Raw genomic sequence first — 22,111 nt, 5'->3', positions numbered from 1 at the left:
TTGAAAAAACAGCGCCTTTATTGCCAATACGCCCTAAGGCTTCACAGGATCTAGCTCGAATTAAGCTGTCATTGTCTCCTAAGCATTTCATCAGTAGATCAAAGGCCAAGGGAAAGTTGGCGAACACCTTTAGTAAGTAGATATCGACCCGTCTGCTAACCTTTTGATAGATACCGCTTAGTACTTCCAAGGCCTGTTCTTGGTTTAATTCACGCAAAGTCCAATCAATCAGTCGAATTAAAACTTCCTGATTTTGACTCAGTAGAATTCGTTTGGACAAGTCAAGATCATGAATTGAAATTGCCCTCTTCAACTGCTCCCCAAGTTTAGGGAGCAGATAACCGGCAATGGTTTGAGCGCTTTTTTCACTAAGGGTTAATTTGCCGGCTTTATTCTTCTGAATATAATGCAGAGAAATTAGTCCATCTATGCCGCACGAAAATAGAATACCTCGTTGGTCTCCACCAGAGGCCCCCATTCCGTATCCCCATATTCCGGCAGCTTCGCCCATGGCTGAAATTAACGAGTCTTCATCCAACTGGCCTTCATGAGTATGAATAATTTCCAGCAAAGTCACTAAATCTTGGACTTGCAAAGGCATTCCTAGGTCCCAAATCACCTGTTCCAATTTTAGGCGTTCCTTATATAAAGGTTCTCCAGTGACAGCAGTGTGGAATTGGTAGAAGAAACTTAGCTGTTCGAAGCCAAATTCTCTCAACTCGGAGTTCTGTTGGCATTCTAAGAGACTTGCCCTAGTATTCGCCGTAAACGCTTTGACCTTTTTTAATCTTAATACCAATAGATCAAGATAATCTAAAGGATAGCCAGTCCTTTCGGCGATATTGGGCAGGGATTCTTCACCGATCCAGAGGCGGAAAATTCGGCGCCAAGGTTCCTTAGGATCCGTAATTTGTGGACGGTTGATAATCTTTTGCGCTGGTATTAGTAAGTCATTGGCTAAATCCACGACCACAGCGGAAGGGTTTGCAAACTGGTTTTTTAATTTCCATTGAATTATCTCGGCAAAGGTGGAATTGGTCAGTAAGTCCGCATTGTTGCAAAAACAATAGACGAGATCTGGAATAATCGTTTCATTGATATATTTAAGAGCAAGAGGACTTCTAGGCCCACCCCACTCCTCTAATAAAACGGCGGCCAGGCTTTCCTGTAAGCTGTTTAAATCATGCTTAGTCCAGTCCCATTTCATTAACTTTAATTCCGCCACTGCTCATCACCTTCCCAGCTTCCATTCCCATCTGCCACCCTAATTCCAGAGCTTTGATGTTTCGTTCTGCGGTCCCTTTCGGTGCCCGATGCTCAACTGCCTGCAAAACATGCTCCAAAGGAATTTGTCCACTTAATGAAGCCACGACTCCCAAAGCCACGACATTAGCGCTTTGTTCAGAACCAAATTGAGTTCGAGCAGCTTTAGTGATCGGCAGAGAATAAAAATTGATACTTCGTGGCTTAACTTCTGTCACATAGGAATTATCCACAATCAGGATCGCCTCTTCATTCAGAGGCAAACCGTACTTTTTATAAGCTTCTTGACTGAGGGTTAAGACAAAATCAGGTTTTTCCACTTTCGGGTAATAAATCGCTTCGTTGCCGATGATGACTTCAGCCCGACTGGCACCGCCCCTAGCCTCGGGACCATAGCTTTGACTCTGGGCGACATTTTGGTCGGCATTAATTCCTGCCTCAGCCAACATGATCGCCGCTAAAATCAGACCTTGTCCGCCCGTTCCGGTTAACAGAAATTCTTGTTTAGCCATCAGAGACTGCCCTCCCTTAACTTATGTCTTAGTTTCTCATATTCTTGTGTAAACTCTGGTGCCTGTCGCTTAAAAATCTCGCCAATTTGGAAATCTTCCTCGCTTAAAGGCTGCTTACCCGCTTTGAAGGCATGCTCCTTTTGCCAGATCAGCATATCGGCTGGGGTTTTAAATTTATTTCTTCGTCCGTAAGAAACAGGACACTGGGAAATGGCTTCTACGAGTGAAAAACCCGGATTGTTGTAGGCATCCATGACTAATTTTGTCAGGAGTTGATTATGGTAAGCCGTGGCTCTGGCCCCATAGGTAGCTCCTGCTGCTTTAGCCAATTCCAGAATTTGAAAGGGTCTCTCTAGGTTGCCAAACGGAGAAGTGGTTCCCCGTTTGGCATGAGGGGTTAAGGGCGAGGTCTGCCCCCCCGTCATACCGTAAATGTTATTATTTATAACTATGGCGGTTAGATCGATATTGCGCCTAGCGGCATGAATTAAATGATTACCTCCAATGGCCGTGGAATCTCCATCTCCCATGATCACGAAGACCTCCAACTCCGGGCGAGCTGCCTTAATTCCCGTGGCGAAGGGTAAGGCTCTGCCATGGGTCGTATGGAGGGTATTAAAGTCTAAGTAACCCGGCATGCGCGAGGAACAGCCAATTCCAGACACAAAAATCACCTTATTTTGGTCAAGCTGCAAGGTTTTGATGGCTCGGACGATGGCGGCCATGATGGTTCCTATGCCGCAACCCGGGCACCAGATATGCGGTAACGTCTCGGTCCGGAAATATTGAGCAATATCACTAAACATTTTGAATCCCCTCCCGAATCCTGTCCAAAACTTCCTGGGGAGTGATTAATTCTCCGTCAATGCGGTTTAGGTGTTCGACTGCTTTATAACCAAAGATTCGTTCGATTTCGCCGACTAATTGACCGCAGTTCATCTCCACAACTAAGTACTTCCGGTTAGAATACGTCTCCAGCTGTTGTTGCGGAAAAGGCCAAATCGTAATGGGACGAAAGAGTCCAACCTTTAGGCCAAAGCTGCGGGCCAGATGAACCGCCTCCAAGGCTGAACGGGCGGTACAGCCGTAAGCAATCACGATCAGTTCGGCATCGTCAAGCTGGACCTCTTCGACTAATTGGATCCGCTCTAAATAAGGAGTTAGCTTCAGGGTTAAACGCTGCATAAACTTTTTGGTCACGTCAGGGTTCCCGGTGGGCAAGCCCTTTTCATTATGCGTTAACCCTGTGACATGGTGACGGTAACCGTCGCCAAAGTTCGCCATGGCTGGAATCATGCTCGCATTGTTTTCATAAGGAACATATTCACTCGGCGGTACTGCTGGCCTTTTCCTATCGACGATGGTTAATTCTTGAGGTAAGATTACCTTTTCACGCAAATGCCCAATCACTTCATCCATGAGTAAAATGACGGGAATTCGAAACTCCTCGGCAAAATTAAAGGCTGTTACTGCAAGTTCATAACACTCTTGCACTGAGGATGGCGTTAAGGCAATGATCGAATGGTCGCCATGAGTGCCCCACCTCGCTTGCATAACATCAGCTTGGGCGGGAGACGTTGGTAGTCCTGTACTGGTACCTCCTCTTTGGACATTGACCACAACACAGGGAACTTCCGTAGCAATGGCATACCCCAAATTCTCCTGTTTCAGTGAAAATCCTGGCCCGCTCGTTGCGGTCAGGGTTTTGAGCCCTGTTAAGGAAGCCCCAATGATCGCTGCCATGCTTCCTATTTCGTCTTCCATTTGGATAAAAGTACCCCCGATTAAGGGCAGCCTCTCGGCCATGATTTCAGCGATTTCTGTGGAGGGTGTGATTGGATATCCGGCGTAAAAAAGAACTCCGGCCGCCAAGGCCCCTTCGGCTACCGCTTCATTTCCTTGCATTAATCTGGCTTTATTCATCTTTAGTCACCTCGATATTAATGGCGAAGTCTGGGCAAAGCCGTTCACAAATCTTACAGGCTATGCACTGCTCAGGCTTGGCCACCACAACCTTGCCAAATTCGTCGCTTTCCAGGACTTTTTTAGGGCAAAATGCTATACATATTCCACACTTCTTGCACCAATCTTGACTGACTAAAATGGTAGCAGTCTGTATTGCTAGTACCAAAGCCTAAACATCTCCTTATGCTTCCCGAATACTAATCCGGTATTAAATGCTCTGCCAACGGGCACTTTCCTCAGCTTTTTTAACGAGATCGCTCACTTCCCAGGGTCGTGACGCTACATTAGGCCCCGCTGCATGCAAAGCGACTGGCTGTCGTTTATTTTAATGAAGGATAAACCGAAGACTAGGTCTCCCCCAAAACCAATGTTCTCAGTAGCTCCTCAAACGATAGTTTTATTTCCGTTTTCGTGAGCATCATCTTGTTTGAGTTCATCGGCAGGTATAATCTAAAAAAAGGAACTTTGGGTAAGCTGGTAAACTAAGTAAAAAAGGGAACAACAAACTTGGGCCAAGAGGTGTTTGGCCTTTAAAATTAAAGAGCTCAAATAGTTCAATGCGACAGTCCCTCGCAGGAATGTCGCTTGATTACGAATCCCTTTAGGATTCTTATGATAATCGGTGTTTTTGAATTACATCTTCATTAATTTCCATACCTAAACCAGGCTTATCTTCTAATTCTAGGAAACCTTCTTTGAAGGATTTAATTGGGAGCGGTGTTAAATCCCAACGCAAGGGATTTTTTTGGTCTTTAGACCAATCGCTTTGCATGTCCTCAAAGATAAAGCAATCTGGTAAAGCAGCAGCTAGGTGTAATGAAGCAGCAATACATACCGCAGATGAACTTCCGGTATGAGTTAAGTACGGTACATTAAAGGAACTACTCAAACCATGAATTTTTAAGCATTCTGTAAATCCACCCGCTCTACAGACATTGGGTTGAATTATGTCAACTTTGCCTTTTACAATCAAATCCTTGAGACCATATCTTAGGAAGTGGGCCTCTCCGGCAGCGATGGGAGTATTCAAGGATTCCGACAATCTTCTGTATCCCTCATAGTCATCAGGAGAAATTGGTTCTTCATACCATCTAATATTGTATTTTTCTAATTCTTTACCAACTTGGAGCGCAGTTTTAACATCATACCCGCAGTTTGCATCAACCATTAAGGTGATATCTTTGCCAACGTGTTCGCGAACTGCAGCCACAGCCATAACATCAGTCTCTATACCCTGACCGATTTTCATTTTCATGGCAGTAAAACCTTGATCTACAAAATTTTGTGCTGTTGCTAACATGGTTTCCATACCCCTGAAACGGATAGAGGATGCATAAGCCCAAATTTTGGGGTGACTATTGCCACCAAGGAGTTTATAAACAGGAACATTTAAAGCCTTCCCTTTAATATCCCAGAGCGCTACATCAATACCGCTAATAGCTTCGATATAAAATCCCTGGTAATGTCCCCTGTTCATCATGGCCCCAAAAAGAAGTTCCCAGATATATTCAGTATCTGTAGGGTCTTTACCTATAAGTATCGGTTTCATATAATTGACAATATCCCTGGTTGCTGTCGGAGCTAGACGGACCATACATTCGCCATAACCCGTTATTCCTTCGTCTGTTTCAATTTTCACTAAAGTAGTACGGTATTCTTGAAAAACAACTTTTTCCAATTCGTCTGCGTGGGGAATGCTGATAGGTGCTTTAATCGCGTTTTCAATAGGGTACAGCTAGGCTGATTCCTTCTACATTTGTGATTTTCAAGGTAAACCTCCTTCAAATAACTATGAAATAATTAGAAACAGATTATTGAAAAAAACTACATTAACTTACATTTGTCTTCAGCATGCTAATGTTGTCTTTTAGATAATCCGGAATGGTCTATTTTCGTAAACGCCTCGACTCAAAGGTGATCGTTGAGCTAAATGAAGCTTTGTTCAAGGAAAAAATCTAATCTGGCTTAGAGTTTTTCCGGGATCGGGCTGAATATAGCCTACGGTTTTGACCAGGCTACATTCCTAGATATCTCCTCAGCCGCCCTGCAAAGTATTATTCCCCACTCCCTGGCCATATCCATGGTAAAGCGACTGGCTGGCCCGTGAAGGCCAATAGAACCTATTAGCTCTCCGTCCCTTGAAAAGAGAGGGGCTGCGACAGTCATCGCTTCCTGCACACGTTCCCCAGCACTGATGGCGAACCCTTCCTCCTTTATTTTTTTGAGTTCATCCAGGAGTTTCTCGCGGTTTGTAATGGTAGAAGGTGTGATGCTGTACAGGCCGATTTCGGAAATGGTCTGCTCAACCTCGTTCGGTGACATCTGGGCCAGGATGACCTTGCCGTTTGCCCCGGCATGAAGTGGAAGCATCTTCCCCAACTCTACCGACATCCGGACCTCACTGGAGCTTTCAAACATAAATACGTAAGTGCGCATTAGCCCCACTCGCATCGAAAGGGTGGCTGTTTCGCCGGACTGGTTCCTGAACGACTCTAGGAACGGGTGGGCAATGTCATCAAGGCGCAGGCGGTGAAACATGGTGGCGCTCCACCCCCGGAAGGTCTTACCAAGGGTATACTGCTGCCTTTCCTTGTCGTGCATCAGAACATCCTTGTGGGTCAACGAGACAAGTATCCTGTGAAGTGAGCTTTTAGGTATGTCCAGCATGGAGTCTAACTCAGTCAGACTCAGGGTTGACTTCAAGCCGGTGAAACAGTTCACTACGTTTATGGCCTGCTCCAGGACCATTATTCTCTTGGTGACCATTTAATAAAAGCCTCCTGTCCCCATGTTTTAACCCCTGTCGGGAAAAGTGAATCCGTTTTCTCTTGCCTGGGTCTGAAAAGGATTCACACTTTTTCATAAACTTCAGATGGGCGACACTCTTCTAAATTCTATGAAATCCACTCTAGGCTCTGTAATTATTTCCTTGAACACTACGATAGAGCAAACCTCATCTTTTAAAGTTTGATAAGCTTATTTTGAATCAAGGACTGTGTCAATCCTATAATTTACCAAGTGTGATAAAGCAGACAGGCAACAATATGTGCTTTACCACTGGAAACATATATAATATATCACATTATAACATCACGATAGCCAAACTGGATACCCCTTGTTGGGCCAGTATAAAATCGAGATCAAGATCATCACTGCCAGCATCACCCAAAAAACCCTGATCCCGACTCGCCCCACATCATAAAGCCTAAGGTCGGTTTTCTGAAATGCGTATACCAAGGACGGGGACTGGTTCGGAAAGATTATCAACACGTTTCCTGCCTGAAATGCAAGCATTCCAAACCAGACTGGATTTAGCCCGATGCTTTTAGCGACGGCAAAGGCCATGGGCAAAGTTATCCCGACAAACAGGGTGGCAGCGGGCAGAGGAATGCGCAGAAATATTATAAATACCAACATCAAAACCACAATGACCTCAATATTGAGGTGCGTTGACTGGCAGAGCAGCAAAAGAGACTTTCCCATGGAACCCATAAGGCCGGACCGTTGAACCGCGTCCCCCAGCGACAGTATGGTTCCGAAAAAATAAATTGTGCTCCACTCCACCGAGGACATGAGCTCGCGCATGTCCTTAGCTCCTAGAGGTGGTATTATCATTAGTAATGCACCCGCTAGCGAGCTACTTACCGGCGTTATTCCCAGGGTTCCACCGAAAGCTGTGGCCCCGATGGTTCCCATTATTACCAGCAGGGCCTTCCATTCCCTTTTCGAAACGACCCCCAGTGCCTCCCACTGAACTTTCAGTGAGTCTCTGACCTGTCCGACATCACACGTTTCTGGCGGTATCACCCTCAAAACCGTTACATAGAGCGTCAGCGTGTAAAGGACAACCGCCGGGAAAAAGGCCGCCAGCCAATCAATGTAGCCCCACTGAATCCCTGCGAACTTCCCGAATAGGTCTACTGCCAGGATGGTGGACGTTGCCCCTGTCATGATCCCTGTGCTGCAATAGGTTGATAGCATTCCCGTCCCGAGCATCAGGCTCTTCATCAGGTTACTGTCGTGCTTCAGTTCCAGAGAGGATACAAGCCTTGAAAAAATGGGGTAAAACATTACCACCCGGGCAAGACCTATGGGTATCAGGAGCACAGAAAGCACCACGGCAGCGAACGATGCCAGCATTACCAGTCTTATTTTGCCGTTGGCCAGCCTCAGAAGAAAAAACACAATCCTCCGCGGAAGCCCAGACTCTGCCATGCCGTAAGCTATAATGCTATATGCGAAAAACATTAAGACCGAATTGCTGGAGAGCCCTTCCAGAGCTTCTCTGGTACTGCCGAGGCCCAGCATGGAAATGCAGACCAGTACGTAGATGGAGGTGGCGATGTTGGGAATGTATCCCGCGATCCAGAGCGCGGTGGACGACAGCAGCAGAGTGCCGGCAACCACCTGTTTGGCCACCGGGCTACCTACTGCGCCCGAGGCGCTGTAAAAAATATACACGGCTAGGGGCAGCAGTAGCAGCATATATGACAGCACAATTCCCCAGGGAAATTCTAGTGATTTTCCTTTTGCAGATGGTAAAATTAAATTTGCCATTTCCCATCAAACCTGCATCCGATTTGGGAGCGGCCATCCTTTTGGCAGGGAAACTCCCAAGCGGTCGGCCAAGTCATTCAGGGAGCGAAAGGTCCTTTCAGCCAGCGGCACCCCGCCTTGCAGGGCCGCTGACCGCTTTTCGTGGCCCCTGTCTCCCGGGACGTAAACTGCCGAAGTCCCTTCGGCGGGTGGACACTTCCTAATTTCGATCGCAATCCGGTTGACCTGCTCCTTAAATTCCTCCGCCGGCATAAAGTCACTGATGCGGACCGCGACCAGAAGGTGGGAAACCTGCTGCGACCGGCCTGTCTCGTCCACTGGGGTCACCTGGCTGTCCCAAACTCCTCCGGCCAGCACGCCGGTTAGGATTCCCGCCACCAGCGTGATCCCGTACCCCTTATGGGCGCCAAACGGAAGCAGCACTCCGCGAAGGGCTTCGAGGGGATCGGTGGTCTCCCTTCCCTCCGAGTCCAACGCCCATCCCTCCGGTATCGCGCTTCCGGCCTGGGCAGCCCTGCGAATTTTACCTGCCGAGGCGATACTGTTCGCCATATCAAGCACTATAGGCTCGCCTCCTGTAGGTATGGCAGCAGACCAGGGATTGTTTCCTAGCATCTTTTCCCTGCCGCCCCACGGGGCAAGCCTCGGTGAAGCATTCGAGAAGCAAAATCCGATCATGTCATGCTTTGCTATCCATTCGGTGAAATAGCCGGCCCGGCCAAAGTGGCTGCTGTTCCTAACACCTATAAAGGCCGCGCCGCTCTGTCCGGCCTTTTCTACCGCCAGTTGGGCTGCACGATATGCGGCGATCTGGCCAAAGCCGTTGTCCGCGTCCAGAACAGCCATAGTGGACGCTTCTCGCACCACGCTTATTTTTGCCCGGGGGTTGAGGCCTCCGGCAATTATCCTTTCGGCGTAGGCCTTCAGCCTGAATACCCCGTGAGTGCTTACCCCCCTAAGGTCGGCGTCAACCAGGGTGCCGATAACTATTTTTGCCTCTTCTCCGTGCAGACCCAGTGCCTTGAGTAGGACTGTCACAGCCTCCTCAAGCAGTTCGGTCGGTATAATTACGTGGTCCTCCACTCCGTCACTTCCCTTCGCCAAAACAAGTCAGCTGGCCCTGGCTTGACCTGCGACCTCCTAGTCCGCAGGTCAGACAGTGGGCTGAATTCTATTCAAAGCTATATCTTCGTTACCCAAGATTTCGGCACGGGTCTTCCGACCGTTACAGATCCTTACGACAAGGTCCCGAAGTGGGTCGGCTCCCTCCTCAGCAGTAATATTTCCGTAGAATACGTCACATACATCCAAATCAATGTTAGGGGCCATTCTCTTAGCAGTTACCGGGTTAGCGGTTATTTTGGCAGTGGGACAGATGGGACATCCCACTATATTCCCCTTTCCGGTGCTGAAAAGAATCACTTGGACCCCTCCGGCGGCAAGGCCAGTCATTGACTCTAGAGCCGGAGCCGGGGTGTCCATAAGGTATAGGCCAGTGCCCCGAGGCGGCTCAGCGTACTCGAGCACGCCCTGAATCGGCTTGCTCCCGCCCTTAATGATGGCCCCTAGGGATTTTTCCTCGATGGTGGTCAGCCCTCCGGCAATGTTGTCAGGCACCGGGTTGGCCCCCAGAATGCTGACGCCGCGGGCTGTGGCTTGTGCCTCGACGTTGTTCACTATAGACAGAATCTTCTGACGCACATCTTCGTTCACAGCTCGTCCGGACAGTATGTGCTCGGCCCCCAGGAACTCCGAGGTCTCCGACAGCACAACCGTGCCGCCGTTATCGATCACCCAGTCGGCAACCTTCCCAAGGACAGGATTGGACCCGATCCCAGAGGTGGTGTCGGACCCCCCGCACTCTACCGCCAGTACAAGCTTGTCGAAGCCTACCAATTCCCTCTGTTGCTCGCTTGCCTGGGTCACCATGTCCATAGCAATCTCCACCCCGGCAGCCGTGGCGTTTATGCTATTACCACATTCCTGCACCGTAACGATTTCAACCCGCTTCCCACTCAACTCCATAATAGCCTTGGCCAGTTTTTTGGCGGAAACGGGCTCCAGACTGATTATCAGAACGCTGTGTAGATTAGGGTTTGCGCCCATCCCTGCAAGGGTCCTGAATGTAAGCTCCTCGTCAGCCCCGTACTGTCCGCGCCCGTACCATATCGTTAGAGGCATCACATCCTTGACCTGGGTCGCAATATTCCTGACAATATTATTGACGTTGTCCATGGCCGCTATCACAGCCACATGATTTCGAATCCCGACACGACCGTCGGGCCTTTTATAACCCATAAAGTTCAAAATATTGACCTCCTCAGTTGCTTGTGTTTAAGTCGCCGCGCCCACGAATGCTTTCAAGGTTGTTTACATGGACAAGGTCCCCGACCTTAATATCCTTCTTTGCACATCCTATAACGGCATCATACTTTATAACTTTGATGCCCTCCCGTATTTCTGATAAGGCCACTTTATGCCCGAGAGGTATGCTCTCGGTGGCTGTAACCTTTTTGACCGCCCCGCCTTTTTCGTAGCAAACCTCTTCCCCGGCTGTGATATCCCGGATGACGGTCACAACATTATCGTTTTCATGTAGCAATACTGAGTTCTTAATAACTATCAACTCCTATTGTTTAATTCAAAGCGCCTAATACTTCCCGATAACGTGGCAACATTAATGCGGCACTAGCCAACGACTTTTGCCTTCTTTTTCTTGTCATTAATCATTCCCTTAACCATGAAAAATATCATGATAGCCATCAGCCCCAGAAGAATCGCCGAAACCGGCCTGTTCACAAATATACCGTAGCCGACATTGGACATTATAAGGCTTCTGCGGAAGTTGATCTCGATAAAACCGCCCAGGATAAACGCCAAGATGAAACAAGGCAGCGAATAGTCTAACTTCCTCATGAAGAACCCTACTATGCCCATTGCCACCGCAATATACACGTCAAAAACCAACATCCTGCTTGTGAACGCTCCGAGTAAGGACAGAACCAGGATCGAAATAATCAGTATATAATTAGGTACCGCTAGCGCTCTGGCCCAAATGGGCGTTGTCAACCGACCAAACACATACATGGCCAGCACGGACACTATGAAACCGATAAACAGTCCGTAGACCAGCTCAGGGTTCTGTGCAAAGACCTGGGGGCCCGGCTGTATACCATGGATTACAAAGGCACCGAGAATGATGCCGGTGGTAGGTGATCCCGGTATTCCGAGGGCCAGAAGGGGCACCAATGCTCCGCCCACCGTAGCATTATTGCTGGACTCAGGGGCTGCAATTCCTTCCGGATTTCCCTTGCCGAAGCTGTCCGGGTCCTTAGAGAAGCGCTTGGCAAGACTGTAACTAAACCAAGAAGCGGGGCCCGCGCCCAGCCCTGGGATGACGCCCACGACGCTTCCAATTAACGACCCTAACAGCATGGGCTTGCTAACAGTCTTTATCTCCTTGAGCGTGAGGCCCGAATTCAGGCCTAGGGTCTGGCCTTCGTAGCGTTTGTTAACGCCGTCAGAAATCATCTGGATCACCTCAGACACTGCAAATAGACCTATCAGTATCGGCACCATAGGTAGCCCTTCCACCAATTCCATGCGACCAAACACAAAACGGGTTTGGCCGGTAAGGGCATCCATTCCCACAGCGCTGAGCAGGAGACCCAGGAACACCGAAATCACGCTACGGAAAACGTCCTTGGTGGAGAGGGTGGCCACAGCGACCAGACCTAGCAATCCGATAAAAGCATATTCTGGTGCTCCTAGCTTAACTGCGGCGTTAGCCAAAGGGCCGGAAAAGCCGATAAGCACAGCCCCCCCAAAGAGGCCTCCGATAGTACTGGCAAAGAGGGAATATCCTATGGCCTTGGCCGGGAATCCTTTCTTAGCCATAGGGTGGCCGTCCAAGACGGTGGCCACGGCAGCCGGCGTCCCAGGTATACCTAGGGTGATGGAAGAGATTGAACCGCCGTATTCAGAACCAAGGTAGAGTGCAACTAGAATGAGTATGGCCGGGAGTGTATCCATAGAATAGGTAAAAGGTAGCATCAGGGCCACCCCTATAGCAGCGCCCAGGCCTGGCAAGGCCCCTACGAACAGTCCCACTAGCGTGCCAATGGCTATTAACAACAGGTTATATAGAGTAAAGACAGTAGCGAATGCAGCCAAGACCATTCACTCACCTCCAAACATTTTCTTGATTCTACAATATTAAAAATTTAAATTTATTAATACGCCAAATACAAGATATACGAAGAGGGTTACTCCCGAGCCGATTCCTAAGCCAGTTAAAAGCACCTTGATATTTCTGACCTTCCATCCCTGGAACCCCCAGAACATCCCACAGGACAGAAGAAATACCCACAGTAGAAACAGATCGTGGAAAGCTCCCCATAAGATCAAAAAAAGAACGGTAATTATTAAGGAGTGCGCTTCGATAAGCTTGTTGTTAAATTCCACTTTTTCTGACTTCACTCGGAAACTCCTTAGCAGTACGATTGCGCAGAAGGCTAACATCAGAACAGCGATTGCACTCGGGAAAAAGGCTGGGCCCAGATCTTCATTTGAGGGAAACTGTAAGGCCTGGTATATAATCATGACTCCCGTTAAGGTAAAAGCCGATGTTAAAACTATTGACCCTACTCTGTAATTCAAATCTCTACCTCCTTTTTTAGGGGGCGTATGTTTCCGCCCCCCTTAAAATTTTTCTACAGGTTTAGATGAGACACTATTTTTTTTGCGTAGTAGTTGCTTTCTCGGCTAAGGTATTTTCGGTTTTCACAGCCTCCGTAAATTCCTTCGAGGGCAGGTAGGCTTCAACCTGCTTCTCCTGTTCCATGTATTTGAGCCAATCTGGATCCGTCATGGCCTTGGCAAAGGCGTCTTCCAGTTTCTTAACCCGGGCCTCGGGCATTCCGGGAATAGCTATGATTCCACGCCAGAGTATCATTTCTATGTCAAATCCTTTTTCTTTTAGCGTGGGCACGCCTTTTAAGCTGGGGTCTTGGTCCTTGGTGGCGAGGGCTAGTAAGCGTACCTTCCCGCTCTCCAGGTAGTTGCGCACATTGCTACTTGTATACCAGCCTGCATCAACGTTGCTGCCCAGGATAGCCACCGCAGCCTCGTTGCCTCCCTGGTAGGGGACGTAGTCATACTGGATGGCGGCCTTGGCTTTCAATTGATCTGAAACCGCGCTGGCTGTAGAGAAAGCACCCACTCCAGCTACCTTCAGTTTTCCGGGGTTAGCCTTGGCATAGGCGATAAAGTCTTCTAGGGTCTTGAACGGGCTGTTACCGGGAACCGCGAGTACCTCGGGGTCTGCATTGATCCTAGCAATATAGGAAACGTCATCAATCTTGTATGGAATGCTCTTAGAGGCGATCGAATACACCATGGTGGAAGAGTGGCTTCCGATTGTGTAGCCGTCAGTGGGCTGGGACTTCAAGTATGAAAGTGCGATGCCGCCGCTCCCGCCCGGCTTGTTTAAGTAGACGAAATTCTGTCCGAGATTTTTTTCTACCGATTTCCCGAGGGTACGGGCGAAAATGTCCGCGCCGGAACCCGGGTCGAAGGGTATCACCCATGTAATGGGCTTGTTCGGGTAGTCATCAGCCACCTTTTGTGGATCATTGCCTGTGGGCGCATTTTTGGACGAGCAACCGGCTATTCCGGAGACTAGGAGAAGGGCCAGAAGGATAATACCGGACTTCTTAAAATATTGTTTTGTCCCGTTTAGCATACCTAATTCCTCCTTTTTCTATTTTTGAAAGTTCTAGATACCCTTGCCATGTATTCCTGCTTGATACCCCCCCTCCATCACCCTCTTTCTAACTGATTATTATCCTGCAGTCCACAACACTGACCCCCGACCCATCCTTCATAACCATTACCGGGTTGAGGTCCATTTCGGCGATCTCCGGAAGGTTTTGGCCCAGCTCCGCAACTCGCTCGATTAGGTCTTCTAGGGCAGCGAGGTCAGCCACGGGCCTGCCACGGTATCCGGTTAGCAGTGTTGACCCTGCCAGTTCCCTCCACATCAGACCCTCTTCCCCCTTAGCAAGGGGAAGAGCGCGCATGGAAGCATCTTTTAGTACTTCTACCAGTACTCCACCGATACCTAGGACTAACACCCCGCCGAAAACGGGGTCCCTTTTAAGTCCGCAGATCATCTCTTGTACTGATCCCGAGGACATCCCCTGAATCAGTATCCCGTTGATAAAGGCGTCCGGCTTGTACTGCTTGGCGGATGAGCATATCCCTTCAAAAGCTTCTACCACCTCAGCAGCGCTCTTCAGCCCAACCCGGACCCCCCCGGCCTCGGTTTTGTGGACTATGTCGGGAGAGTCAATTTTCATGACCACCGGAAAACCTATTTCTGCAGCGGCATGAGCAGCTTCCTCCGGGCTCCGGGCCATCCTTAACTCAGGATGAGGGATTCCGAAAAGGTCAAGGAGGCTGAAAGCGCTCTCCTGGGACAGGTATTTTACTCCTTTTTCCTGTAACCCAGTAATAATATTTCTTGCTTCGTCGACCGACTGACTAGACACCCCGGAAAATTTGCTTCTGGGCACCGGAAGCGGGCGCTGAGACCACTTGTAAACCCCGGCCATGGTGCTTACGGCCTCGTACGCGGAGTGGAAGCAGGGAAGTTGGGCCTTGCGGGCAGCATCTAGAATCTGCAGCCTTAAACTTTCTACGGCCTGATCAGGCACTGCCCGGAGGCCCACGTAAACAGGCTTTTTGCTCCCGGCCACTGATAAAAGGGTGGCAGATATCCCCTCGGCCATAATGCTCGGGTTGTCGTAATTTATAAAAGCAAGTAGATTAAAATGGACTATGGCCCCGCCTACGGCTGGATCTTCGAGCAGACGGTTGATCACTGTTCCCAGTGCCTCGCCGCCCTTTTTATGAAGCGCGCTGGCGGGGGTGTCAGTGGGGTTTCCCACTGAAGACCCGGCAGGCATCTCTATTTCCATAATGGCAGCCTTTGTCCTGCCGTTAAGGGTCGCCAAAGTCAGCCCGCGCTCGGCCAGCAGGTCAGTGGCTAGGACTGTCGCCCCGCCTCCGTTTCCCACTAGAGCCAACCCTTTTCCGGATGGCCGAGGAACAAAGCCCTGGAGGGCAGTAAGCATTGCCAAGAAGTCATCAATACCTTCCACCGCAATGGCGCCAGCTTGCATAACCGCAGCCTTCCAGGTATCGTACTGGCCCGCCAGAGAATTGGTGTGTGAGGCTACCGACTTGGCCCCGAGGTCAGTGCGACCCCCCTTGAGTATCACAACGGGTTTAACCGCAGCTACCCTCGTCAAAGCATCAAGAAATTCTCTGCCTCGCCGGAGCCCCTCTAGGTAAAACCCAATGACCTCGGTTCCCGGATCCTGCCCCAGGAAGTTAAGAAAATCCACCGGGTCCAGATCCAAGCAGTTTCCCATGGAAACCAGCTTGCCAAGACTCATTCCCCGGGCCTTAGCCTGGAGGACCATCTCTATGCTCAGCCCGCCGCTCTGGGAGCAGATTGAAATATTTCCCACGGTGTTGTCGGCGGATGTTATAAACGTGAGCCTCCCGGCGGAGGAATAGACGCCCATGCAATTGGGGCCAATGATCCTAGTCTTTCCCCGGGCCAGATCAATTATTTTCCTCTCGGCCTCTCGTCCCTCGGTCCCGGCCTCACCGAACCCGCTGGTTAGTATCTGGGCCACCGGAACACCCTTCTCCGCACAGTCGGCCACCACAGTAGGTACGATGACCGCCGGGACGGCAATAATGCACAGGTCAACTTCTTCTGGTATATCGACCACCCGCTGGAAGCCTGGTACGCCACAGCAGGATTCACTCCTTGGATTGACTGCATAAAGGCCTCCGGTAAATCCGAACTCCTTAATCAGCCTTAATGTACGCGACCCCATTTTCTTGGGGCTGCTCCCGGCACCCACTACCGCCACTGATCTGGGGTTAAAAAACTTATCTAGGGAAAAGTTAACTTCGGTTTGAATGGTAAATCCCCCCTTATGCCATCCTAATCCTGCCGCTAGGGCCAAAAGCTAAAAGTCTATCTGCCCTTCTTCTTCGTCGCATTCTGAAGGTCGGCGATTAGACCAGTACTGTAATTCCCCCTGATAAACTCATCATTGTGGACCACATTTAGCAACAGCGATATATTGTTCTTGATCCCCTCTATTTGAGTCTGTGACAACGCCCTGTTCATTGCCCCTATAGTTTCCTGTCGGTCTTCACCCCGAACAACCAGCTTGGCAATCATCGGGTCATAATATTGTGAAACTACTGAACCTTCCTCCACCGCAGCGTCAATCCTGACGCCATCCATCGGCCAGGCCAACCTTGAAATTGTCCCCGGGGATGGTATAAGCCTGACGGGATCCTCGGCGTAAATCCTGCACTCCATGGCATGGCCCTGGGAGCTTATCTGGTCTTGGGACAGCGGTAGCTGCTCGCCCTGGGCGATCCTGATCTGCCACTCTACAAGGTCGAGCCCGGTTACGGCCTCAGTCACGGGGTGCTCCACCTGAAGCCTGGTATTCATTTCAAGAAAATAGAACTCCCCGTTCTGTCCGAAAATAAATTCCATGGTCCCCAGATTCCTGTACCCGATACCCTTTACACCCTGGATCGCTGACGCCAGCAGCCGCTTGCGCAAATCCTCACTAAGAAAGGGAGATGGGCTTTCCTCTAAGACCTTCTGGTGGCGCCTCTGCACCGAGCACTCCCTTTCAAAGAGATGTACGACATTGCCGAACTGGTCGGCAGCAATCTGTACTTCTATGTGCCTTGGGCTCTCGATGAACTTTTCCAAGAGCACGGTGGGGTTGCCAAAGTAGAGGCGAGAGCGATCACGGATGTTCTGAAAGCCCTTCTCCAGCTCTTCGGGACTACCGAGAATGGATATCCCGACCCCGCCGCCGCCCGCACTTGCCTTAAGCATTACCGGATAGCCAATTTTCCGGGCCAACTCTAGGGCTTCCTCCAGCGACTCGACTGCTTCTTCACTACCTGGCACGACGGGAACGCCTAGGGCCATCATTTTCCGGCGGGCCTCAATCTTGCTGCCCATGTCGGATATAACCTGACTAGAGGGCCCTATAAAGATAATGCCACTTTTTTCACATTCAGCCGCAAAGTCACCGTTTTCGGAAAGTAGACCGTACCCCGGATGAATCGCGTCGGCCCCAGTCTCTCTGGCCGCGGAAATAATGGCCTTCGAATTGAGGTAGCTCTGGGCCACTGGTGCAGGTCCGATGAGAACCGACTCATCGGCCTCCCGGACGTGCAACGCCTCTTGGTCAGCCTCGGAGTACACGGCCACGGTTTTAATCCCCATTTTCCTGCAGGTATTTATAACCCGCCTGGCTATCTCTCCCCTGTTGGCAATCAAAATTTTTTTAAATTCCATTTCAAACACCCCGATTTTGTATGTCTTTTATATTTTCCAGGAAATTATCACACTTCGAGAATAACGGTGACATCACCCTCGGAGATTGGGTCCCCCTCTTTAACCAGTATTTCCTTAACCGTCCCGTCCTCGGGGGCTAACATAGGAACTTCCATTTTCATCGACTCCATGGTGATCATAGTCTCGTCCTCGGAAACCCTGTCCCCCTGTTTTACAGCGATTTTCCAGACCATCCCCGTAGTCTCCGCCTTTACCTCAATCAAAGCCATATTTATTCCTCCCGGTTATTCTTATTAGAATGTGAGAAAATCCACTGTTAGTAGCTGGTCGGCCAGTTTCGCATAAGGTGCTTGCCCACGCCGTTATTCATGCCCTTCCTGTAAATCTCCATCAGCCTGATCAGGGTGGCCCTGGTCTGACGCGGGTCGATGACCATGTGGCCCTCGTAAAGACCGGCAAGGTCCCATGCCGAGGTGTCCCGAGCCAGTTCATCTTGCAGCTGCTTAAAGCGGACCGGGTCGTCCTTCTCCGTTACCTTGTAGAGGACGTTAACTCCCACCGACGGGTCCATGAACCCTAGGTCGGCCATGGGCCACAGAATAACCTCGTCGGAGTTCTGCCCGCCGCCCATGTTAAGGTAGGCCTGGCCGTAGTCCTTCCTCATAATCACCAATATTTTTGGCACGGTGCAGAGGGTGAGGGCGTTCAACCAGTTGATGATCCTTCCGGGCGCTCCCTGTTTTTCCCCGGCCACCCCGACCAGGAACCCGGGTTGGTCAGCCAGGAACACCAGCGGGATATTATACGAGTCGCACATCACAAGAAAACTAGTGGCCTTCCGCATTGCGTCCACGTCGATGGCCCCACCTTTGAACTTGGGGTTGTTGGCTATAATGCCCACACTCTTCCCGTCAAGGCGTGCGAAGCTAGTCACAATGGATTTTCCGAAGCGCTGCTTGATTTCGAAGAAGCTGTCCTGGTCCACGATGCACTTTATTATATCCCTTACATCGTACACCTGGTTCTTCTGCTCGGGAAAAATCTCCAGTATTTTTTCGGACCCTTCGTTTGATTCAAGCGGTACTGGATATACCGGGGGAGCCTCATTGGAGTTTCCTGGCAGGTAGCTGAGGAAGTCCTTGATTACTTTCAGCGCCTCCTCGTCGGTATTAACAGCCACATCAACAAAGCCGGTAACCTCGGTGTGCAGCTTCCAGCCACCCAGTTCCTCAGGGTCAACTGGCTGGTTTATGGCAATAGAAGTCACCCGGCTGCTGGCCACGGCCATGGTGGCGCCCTTGCGCATTACAGTGAAGTCCGACATGCAGGTGTACCAGGTAGAAGACCCGTAACAGTCTCCCAGGAGAGCCGAAACCATTGGAGCTTCCCGCATGCGCATGTATTCGGTGGGGTCCTGACCCATGGTGGCACGCCCCGCCGCCCCCATGCGATCCGGCATTCGCGCCCCTGAGGATTCCCCAAGAAGTATAAGCGGAATCCCCCTCCGTATGGAGATCTTTTTCATGTGCCTTATTTTCTTCATGTTGATGGAGCTGCTCGATGCACCGAGCACCGTGAAGTCATTGGATACAACGGCCACCTCGCGGTCGTTTATCCTCCCAACCCCAGCGATTTTCCCGTCGGCCGGCGACTTATGGCGAACTTCGGGCCGGATTGCATTGGCAAAAAGGCCGGACTCGATAAAACTACCGTCATCAACTAGGTAGTCAAGCCGCTCCCTAGCATTGAGCACTCCTTCAGCCTTTCGCTTAGCCAGTTTTTCCGGCCCGCCCATCCCCTGCGCCTTGGTCTTCCTCTCCTCTAGGTCCTTCATTAACTCTTCGAATCCCATTCTGTCATACCCCCCGTTTACATGAATTTCAATAAAAAACTGTTGTTAACGCAATCCCTTGATTTTATCCCCGAGCGCCCAGAAATAAAGATTTTATGCGCCGGTGGATGAAGAATTACCGTGGTTAACGCATACCCCTTTTTCCAGATAACCGGTTATATAGAACTTTTGGGCAGTGGAAGTTTATTGAAAATTGTTAATAGTAAGACTCCGTCTTATTAAAGTATAAGACGGCGTCTTATACTTGTCAATACTATTGACGCAATCTTTTGTCAATTTCACAGAGGTTTACCGTTAATGTTATAAAGCCCGACCGGCGGCCTGGCTGAACAGCTTTTGACAAAAGGCCCGAGCAAACAAGTATTCCCGGAAACTCCTTAATTTATCTATTTTTCAACCGCCAACTGCCTTCATTCCAATATCCCTGCAAGCCTTCCTCCGTCCGCTCGTTCAAACGGATCGTACAGTTTTCCCGTAAAACAGGGGTAAAACAGGGGGACAGGTACACTGTTTTTTAAACAAGGAACCTGTCCCTCTGTTTCATTGGGATATCCCTGTTTTCATTTTCATCTTCCACCACAAGAGAAGCCGTTAAATTGGATTGGGGATCGTAATCCACTGCCAAAATTCGATAGCCTAATTCAGCAAGAGAATAGGCAAGATTGCGGACACTTGTTGTTTTTGATACACCACCTTTCTGATTCGCAACCGGTACTATTTTACACATTTTCAATTGCCTCCTTATCATTAAAATTGCTGATGTTTGCCCCCTGAAAAGGGCATAAAAAATAGGCATAAATCGGTGGAAACCCGCTTGTTTACTGGGTTCTGCTGATTTATGCCTATTATAACTCACGCATTCTCCAACATCCCGCTTATGGTTGAATCCCACCATTTTTCGTTTTTGATTCGTTTACCTTATCATACTCAAGTCTTTTCTTTCGTACTTCCTCCAGTTCTCCAGATATGCTTTTGTACTCCTCCTTGAATGAAATAAGATTATGGAAGCTCAGACCAATTGCTTTAAGCGTATCGAGATGTTGATTGAGATCTCTTGTCGAAATATCAATTTGAAGGCGATGGTTATGCAAGGCAATTATCCGGTTTGAATAGTCTTTTGCCATATTCAGATCGTGGGTGATCAGCAGAATCGTTTTGCCATTTTTCGATAGTTCGAAAAGTTTATCCATGATCATATACCCTTGGGTTTCGTCAAGGCCCGAAGTCGGTTCGTCGGCGATGATGAATTCCGGATCACTGACGAGGATGGAGGCTAGTGCCAAAAGCTGGCGCTGGCCGCGGCTTAAGCGTTGAGGGTGCATTTCCTTGTAGTCCAGCAGCCCTACAAATTTTAGGCATTCAGCAATTGATTGTTCGATTACTTCATGCTGTTCACCCCTTAGCTTCAGTGAAAATCCAACTTCTTCTTCGACAGTGTTTGCAAAGATCTGATAGTCGGGGTTTTGAAACAGAAAGCCCACCTGCGTACGGATCTTTGTCAGGTTTTCCTTACTCAGAGTCTGGTTAAAGACTTTAATCTCACCCTTAGAAGGCTTTAGGAGACCAATAAGTAATTTAGCCAAGGTAGATTTTCCGGAGCCGTTTAAGCCGATGATCGATAAAAAGTCGCCCTTATTAATTTTTAAATTAATGTCTTCACAACCTAGTAAATCATGATTGTAATGGTAGGAAACCTTGGTAATTTCCACAATAATTTCATTGGACTTACTGTTCGTCAAATTGAAGGAAGTGTTGTAGTTTAACCTTCCTTTTCGATACTCGATTTGCTCCTTGTAATATTCCTCAGGCCGACACTGTTTGAGAATTTCACCATCCTTGATAAAGAAGACTCTGTTGGCATAGTTCAGGACTTCTTCAATGCGGTCCATGACCAAAACAATGGTTAAATTTTGAGTTTTATTCAACTGACCCAGCCGCTCATAAAGCTCAGAGCGACCCTGGGGATCGAGTTCCGCGGTCGGCTGATCAAGAATTAAGATAGGGGCATTGAGGGCTAAAACGCCGGCCAAAACAACCCGTTGGGCCTGCCCGCCTGAAAGAGAAGCTGTCTGTCTGTTTTCATAGCCGGTTAGACCTACAAATTCCAAGGTCGTTTTAACCGTCTGATCGATTTGTTGCAAAGGAGTTTCCAGATTGCCGAGGCTAAAGGCAACATCCTCGTAGACATCCAGACTGATAATTTGATTATGGGGTTCCTGCATCATGTATCCCACATAATCGGACATTCTATTCAGGCTCATGTCCTTAATATCTTTCCCCATGATTGTGACTTGTCCAGTTAATTCCGCTTTGTGGTAGTGAGGGATAGCGCCTGTGATGGAGTGCAGTAGAATCGATTTCCCAGAGGCTACTCCCCCGGTAATGACGATGAAATCTCCCTGATTAATTTCAAAATCAATGTTTTTGAGCGCAGGTTTTTCTTCATTCGGAAAGAGGAGTTTTTCAATTTTAATTCTCGCAATTGTTTTCATAGCTGCTCCTAACGTACTAAAATAAGAAAAACCGAGGCTGCGGCCTCGGTCCTTT

19 protein-coding genes and 1 pseudogene are annotated in these 22,111 nt (G+C 49.2%); all 20 read right to left on the bottom strand.

All coding sequences use genetic code 11. The features are described from left to right. The coding region (locus ACYQ3Q_RS27780) for a HEAT repeat domain-containing protein (RefSeq protein WP_459931640.1) at positions 1-1,225 on the bottom strand (1,225 nt) is incomplete at its 3' end. Beyond that, positions 1,188-1,775 carry a 2-oxoacid:acceptor oxidoreductase family protein gene (locus tag ACYQ3Q_RS27775; RefSeq protein WP_459931639.1) on the bottom strand — a complete coding sequence of 196 codons (588 nt, stop codon included), beginning with the start codon at positions 1,773-1,775 and terminating at the stop codon, positions 1,188-1,190. The genes ACYQ3Q_RS27775 and ACYQ3Q_RS27780, both read right to left, overlap by 38 nt. Next, the gene (locus ACYQ3Q_RS27770; protein ID WP_459931638.1) at positions 1,775-2,581 is read right to left on the bottom strand and encodes a 2-oxoacid:ferredoxin oxidoreductase subunit beta; all 807 of its coding nucleotides are present in this window, start codon (positions 2,579-2,581) and stop codon (positions 1,775-1,777) included. The genes ACYQ3Q_RS27775 and ACYQ3Q_RS27770 overlap by 1 nt, the downstream gene beginning before the upstream one ends. Beyond that, on the bottom strand, positions 2,574-3,698 hold the full coding sequence (locus tag ACYQ3Q_RS27765) for a 2-oxoacid:acceptor oxidoreductase subunit alpha (protein WP_459931637.1): 1,125 nt from the start codon (positions 3,696-3,698) through the stop codon (positions 2,574-2,576). Before ACYQ3Q_RS27765 ends, ACYQ3Q_RS27770 begins: the two co-directional genes overlap by 8 nt. Next, complete coding sequence (locus ACYQ3Q_RS27760) at positions 3,691-3,906, bottom strand: 4Fe-4S dicluster domain-containing protein (protein ID WP_459931636.1); 216 nt, start codon at positions 3,904-3,906, stop codon at positions 3,691-3,693. Before ACYQ3Q_RS27760 ends, ACYQ3Q_RS27765 begins: the two co-directional genes overlap by 8 nt. Positions 3,907-4,350: 444 nt before the next feature. After that, positions 4,351-5,418: a mandelate racemase/muconate lactonizing enzyme family protein gene (locus ACYQ3Q_RS27755; protein ID WP_459931635.1), complete on the bottom strand. Its 1,068-nt coding sequence runs from the start codon at positions 5,416-5,418 to the stop codon at positions 4,351-4,353. A 320-nt stretch (positions 5,419-5,738) separates the two neighbouring features. Further along, positions 5,739-6,506, bottom strand: a complete 768-nt coding sequence (locus tag ACYQ3Q_RS27750) for an IclR family transcriptional regulator (RefSeq protein WP_459931634.1) — start codon at positions 6,504-6,506, stop codon at positions 5,739-5,741. Between the two features lie 324 nt (positions 6,507-6,830). After that, a complete protein-coding gene (locus tag ACYQ3Q_RS27745) occupies positions 6,831-8,297 on the bottom strand; it encodes an SLC13 family permease (RefSeq protein WP_459931633.1) in 1,467 nt (488 codons plus the stop codon). A gap of 6 nt (positions 8,298-8,303) precedes the next feature. Next, positions 8,304-9,401 carry an Ldh family oxidoreductase gene (locus tag ACYQ3Q_RS27740; protein WP_459931632.1) on the bottom strand — a complete coding sequence of 366 codons (1,098 nt, stop codon included), beginning with the start codon at positions 9,399-9,401 and terminating at the stop codon, positions 8,304-8,306. A gap of 48 nt (positions 9,402-9,449) precedes the next feature. Then, complete coding sequence (locus tag ACYQ3Q_RS27735) at positions 9,450-10,595, bottom strand: UxaA family hydrolase (RefSeq protein WP_459931641.1); 1,146 nt, start codon at positions 10,593-10,595, stop codon at positions 9,450-9,452. A gap of 22 nt (positions 10,596-10,617) precedes the next feature. Beyond that, complete coding sequence (locus ACYQ3Q_RS27730) at positions 10,618-10,923, bottom strand: UxaA family hydrolase (protein ID WP_291300712.1); 306 nt, start codon at positions 10,921-10,923, stop codon at positions 10,618-10,620. Positions 10,924-10,985: 62 nt separating this feature from the next. Then, entirely contained in the window at positions 10,986-12,476 is a 1,491-nt protein-coding gene (locus tag ACYQ3Q_RS27725) for a tripartite tricarboxylate transporter permease (protein ID WP_459931631.1), read from the bottom strand. Between the two features lie 36 nt (positions 12,477-12,512). Next, complete coding sequence (locus tag ACYQ3Q_RS27720) at positions 12,513-12,956, bottom strand: tripartite tricarboxylate transporter TctB family protein (RefSeq protein WP_459931630.1); 444 nt, start codon at positions 12,954-12,956, stop codon at positions 12,513-12,515. Between the two features lie 73 nt (positions 12,957-13,029). After that, the gene (locus ACYQ3Q_RS27715; RefSeq protein WP_459931629.1) at positions 13,030-14,040 is read right to left on the bottom strand and encodes a tripartite tricarboxylate transporter substrate binding protein; all 1,011 of its coding nucleotides are present in this window, start codon (positions 14,038-14,040) and stop codon (positions 13,030-13,032) included. 88 nt (positions 14,041-14,128) lie between these two features. Further along, on the bottom strand, positions 14,129-16,342 hold the full coding sequence (locus tag ACYQ3Q_RS27710; RefSeq protein WP_459931628.1) for an acetate--CoA ligase family protein: 2,214 nt from the start codon (positions 16,340-16,342) through the stop codon (positions 14,129-14,131). An 11-nt stretch (positions 16,343-16,353) separates the two neighbouring features. Beyond that, on the bottom strand, positions 16,354-17,712 hold the full coding sequence (locus ACYQ3Q_RS27705; RefSeq protein WP_459931627.1) for an acetyl-CoA carboxylase biotin carboxylase subunit: 1,359 nt from the start codon (positions 17,710-17,712) through the stop codon (positions 16,354-16,356). A 47-nt stretch (positions 17,713-17,759) separates the two neighbouring features. Continuing rightward, on the bottom strand, positions 17,760-17,981 hold the full coding sequence (locus ACYQ3Q_RS27700; RefSeq protein WP_459931626.1) for a biotin/lipoyl-containing protein: 222 nt from the start codon (positions 17,979-17,981) through the stop codon (positions 17,760-17,762). Between the two features lie 47 nt (positions 17,982-18,028). Further along, the gene (locus ACYQ3Q_RS27695) at positions 18,029-19,564 is read right to left on the bottom strand and encodes an acyl-CoA carboxylase subunit beta (protein ID WP_459931625.1); all 1,536 of its coding nucleotides are present in this window, start codon (positions 19,562-19,564) and stop codon (positions 18,029-18,031) included. 514 nt (positions 19,565-20,078) lie between these two features. Continuing rightward, complete coding sequence (locus tag ACYQ3Q_RS27690) at positions 20,079-20,291, bottom strand: ParA family protein (protein WP_459931624.1); 213 nt, start codon at positions 20,289-20,291, stop codon at positions 20,079-20,081. 253 nt (positions 20,292-20,544) lie between these two features. Next, positions 20,545-22,056, bottom strand: a pseudogene (locus ACYQ3Q_RS27685) (ABC transporter ATP-binding protein); the annotation flags it as partial. Positions 22,057-22,111 lie beyond the last annotated feature (55 nt).

The sequence above is a fragment of the Desulfosporosinus burensis genome, from assembly GCF_054657535.1.
The sequence above is the reverse complement of the archived record's forward strand: the minus strand, read 5'-3'. Positions and strand labels throughout refer to the sequence as shown.

Bases quoted from the DNA above. Each gene is read 5' to 3' on its own strand.
- ACYQ3Q_RS27775 (WP_459931639.1), bottom strand. From the start codon at position 1,775: ATGGCTAAACAAGAATTTCTGTTAACCGGAACGGGCGGACAAGGTCTG.
- ACYQ3Q_RS27770 (WP_459931638.1), bottom strand. From the start codon at position 2,581: ATGTTTAGTGATATTGCTCAATATTTCCGGACCGAGACGTTACCGCAT.
- ACYQ3Q_RS27765 (WP_459931637.1), bottom strand. From the start codon at position 3,698: ATGAATAAAGCCAGATTAATGCAAGGAAATGAAGCGGTAGCCGAAGGG.
- ACYQ3Q_RS27750 (WP_459931634.1), bottom strand. From the start codon at position 6,506: ATGGTCACCAAGAGAATAATGGTCCTGGAGCAGGCCATAAACGTAGTG.
- ACYQ3Q_RS27745 (WP_459931633.1), bottom strand. From the start codon at position 8,297: ATGGCAAATTTAATTTTACCATCTGCAAAAGGAAAATCACTAGAATTT.
- ACYQ3Q_RS27735 (WP_459931641.1), bottom strand. From the start codon at position 10,595: ATGGGTTATAAAAGGCCCGACGGTCGTGTCGGGATTCGAAATCATGTG.
- ACYQ3Q_RS27725 (WP_459931631.1), bottom strand. From the start codon at position 12,476: ATGGTCTTGGCTGCATTCGCTACTGTCTTTACTCTATATAACCTGTTG.
- ACYQ3Q_RS27715 (WP_459931629.1), bottom strand. From the start codon at position 14,040: ATGCTAAACGGGACAAAACAATATTTTAAGAAGTCCGGTATTATCCTT.
- ACYQ3Q_RS27705 (WP_459931627.1), bottom strand. From the start codon at position 17,712: ATGGAATTTAAAAAAATTTTGATTGCCAACAGGGGAGAGATAGCCAGG.
- ACYQ3Q_RS27700 (WP_459931626.1), bottom strand. From the start codon at position 17,981: ATGGCTTTGATTGAGGTAAAGGCGGAGACTACGGGGATGGTCTGGAAA.
- ACYQ3Q_RS27695 (WP_459931625.1), bottom strand. From the start codon at position 19,564: ATGGGATTCGAAGAGTTAATGAAGGACCTAGAGGAGAGGAAGACCAAG.
- ACYQ3Q_RS27690 (WP_459931624.1), bottom strand. From the start codon at position 20,291: ATGTGTAAAATAGTACCGGTTGCGAATCAGAAAGGTGGTGTATCAAAA.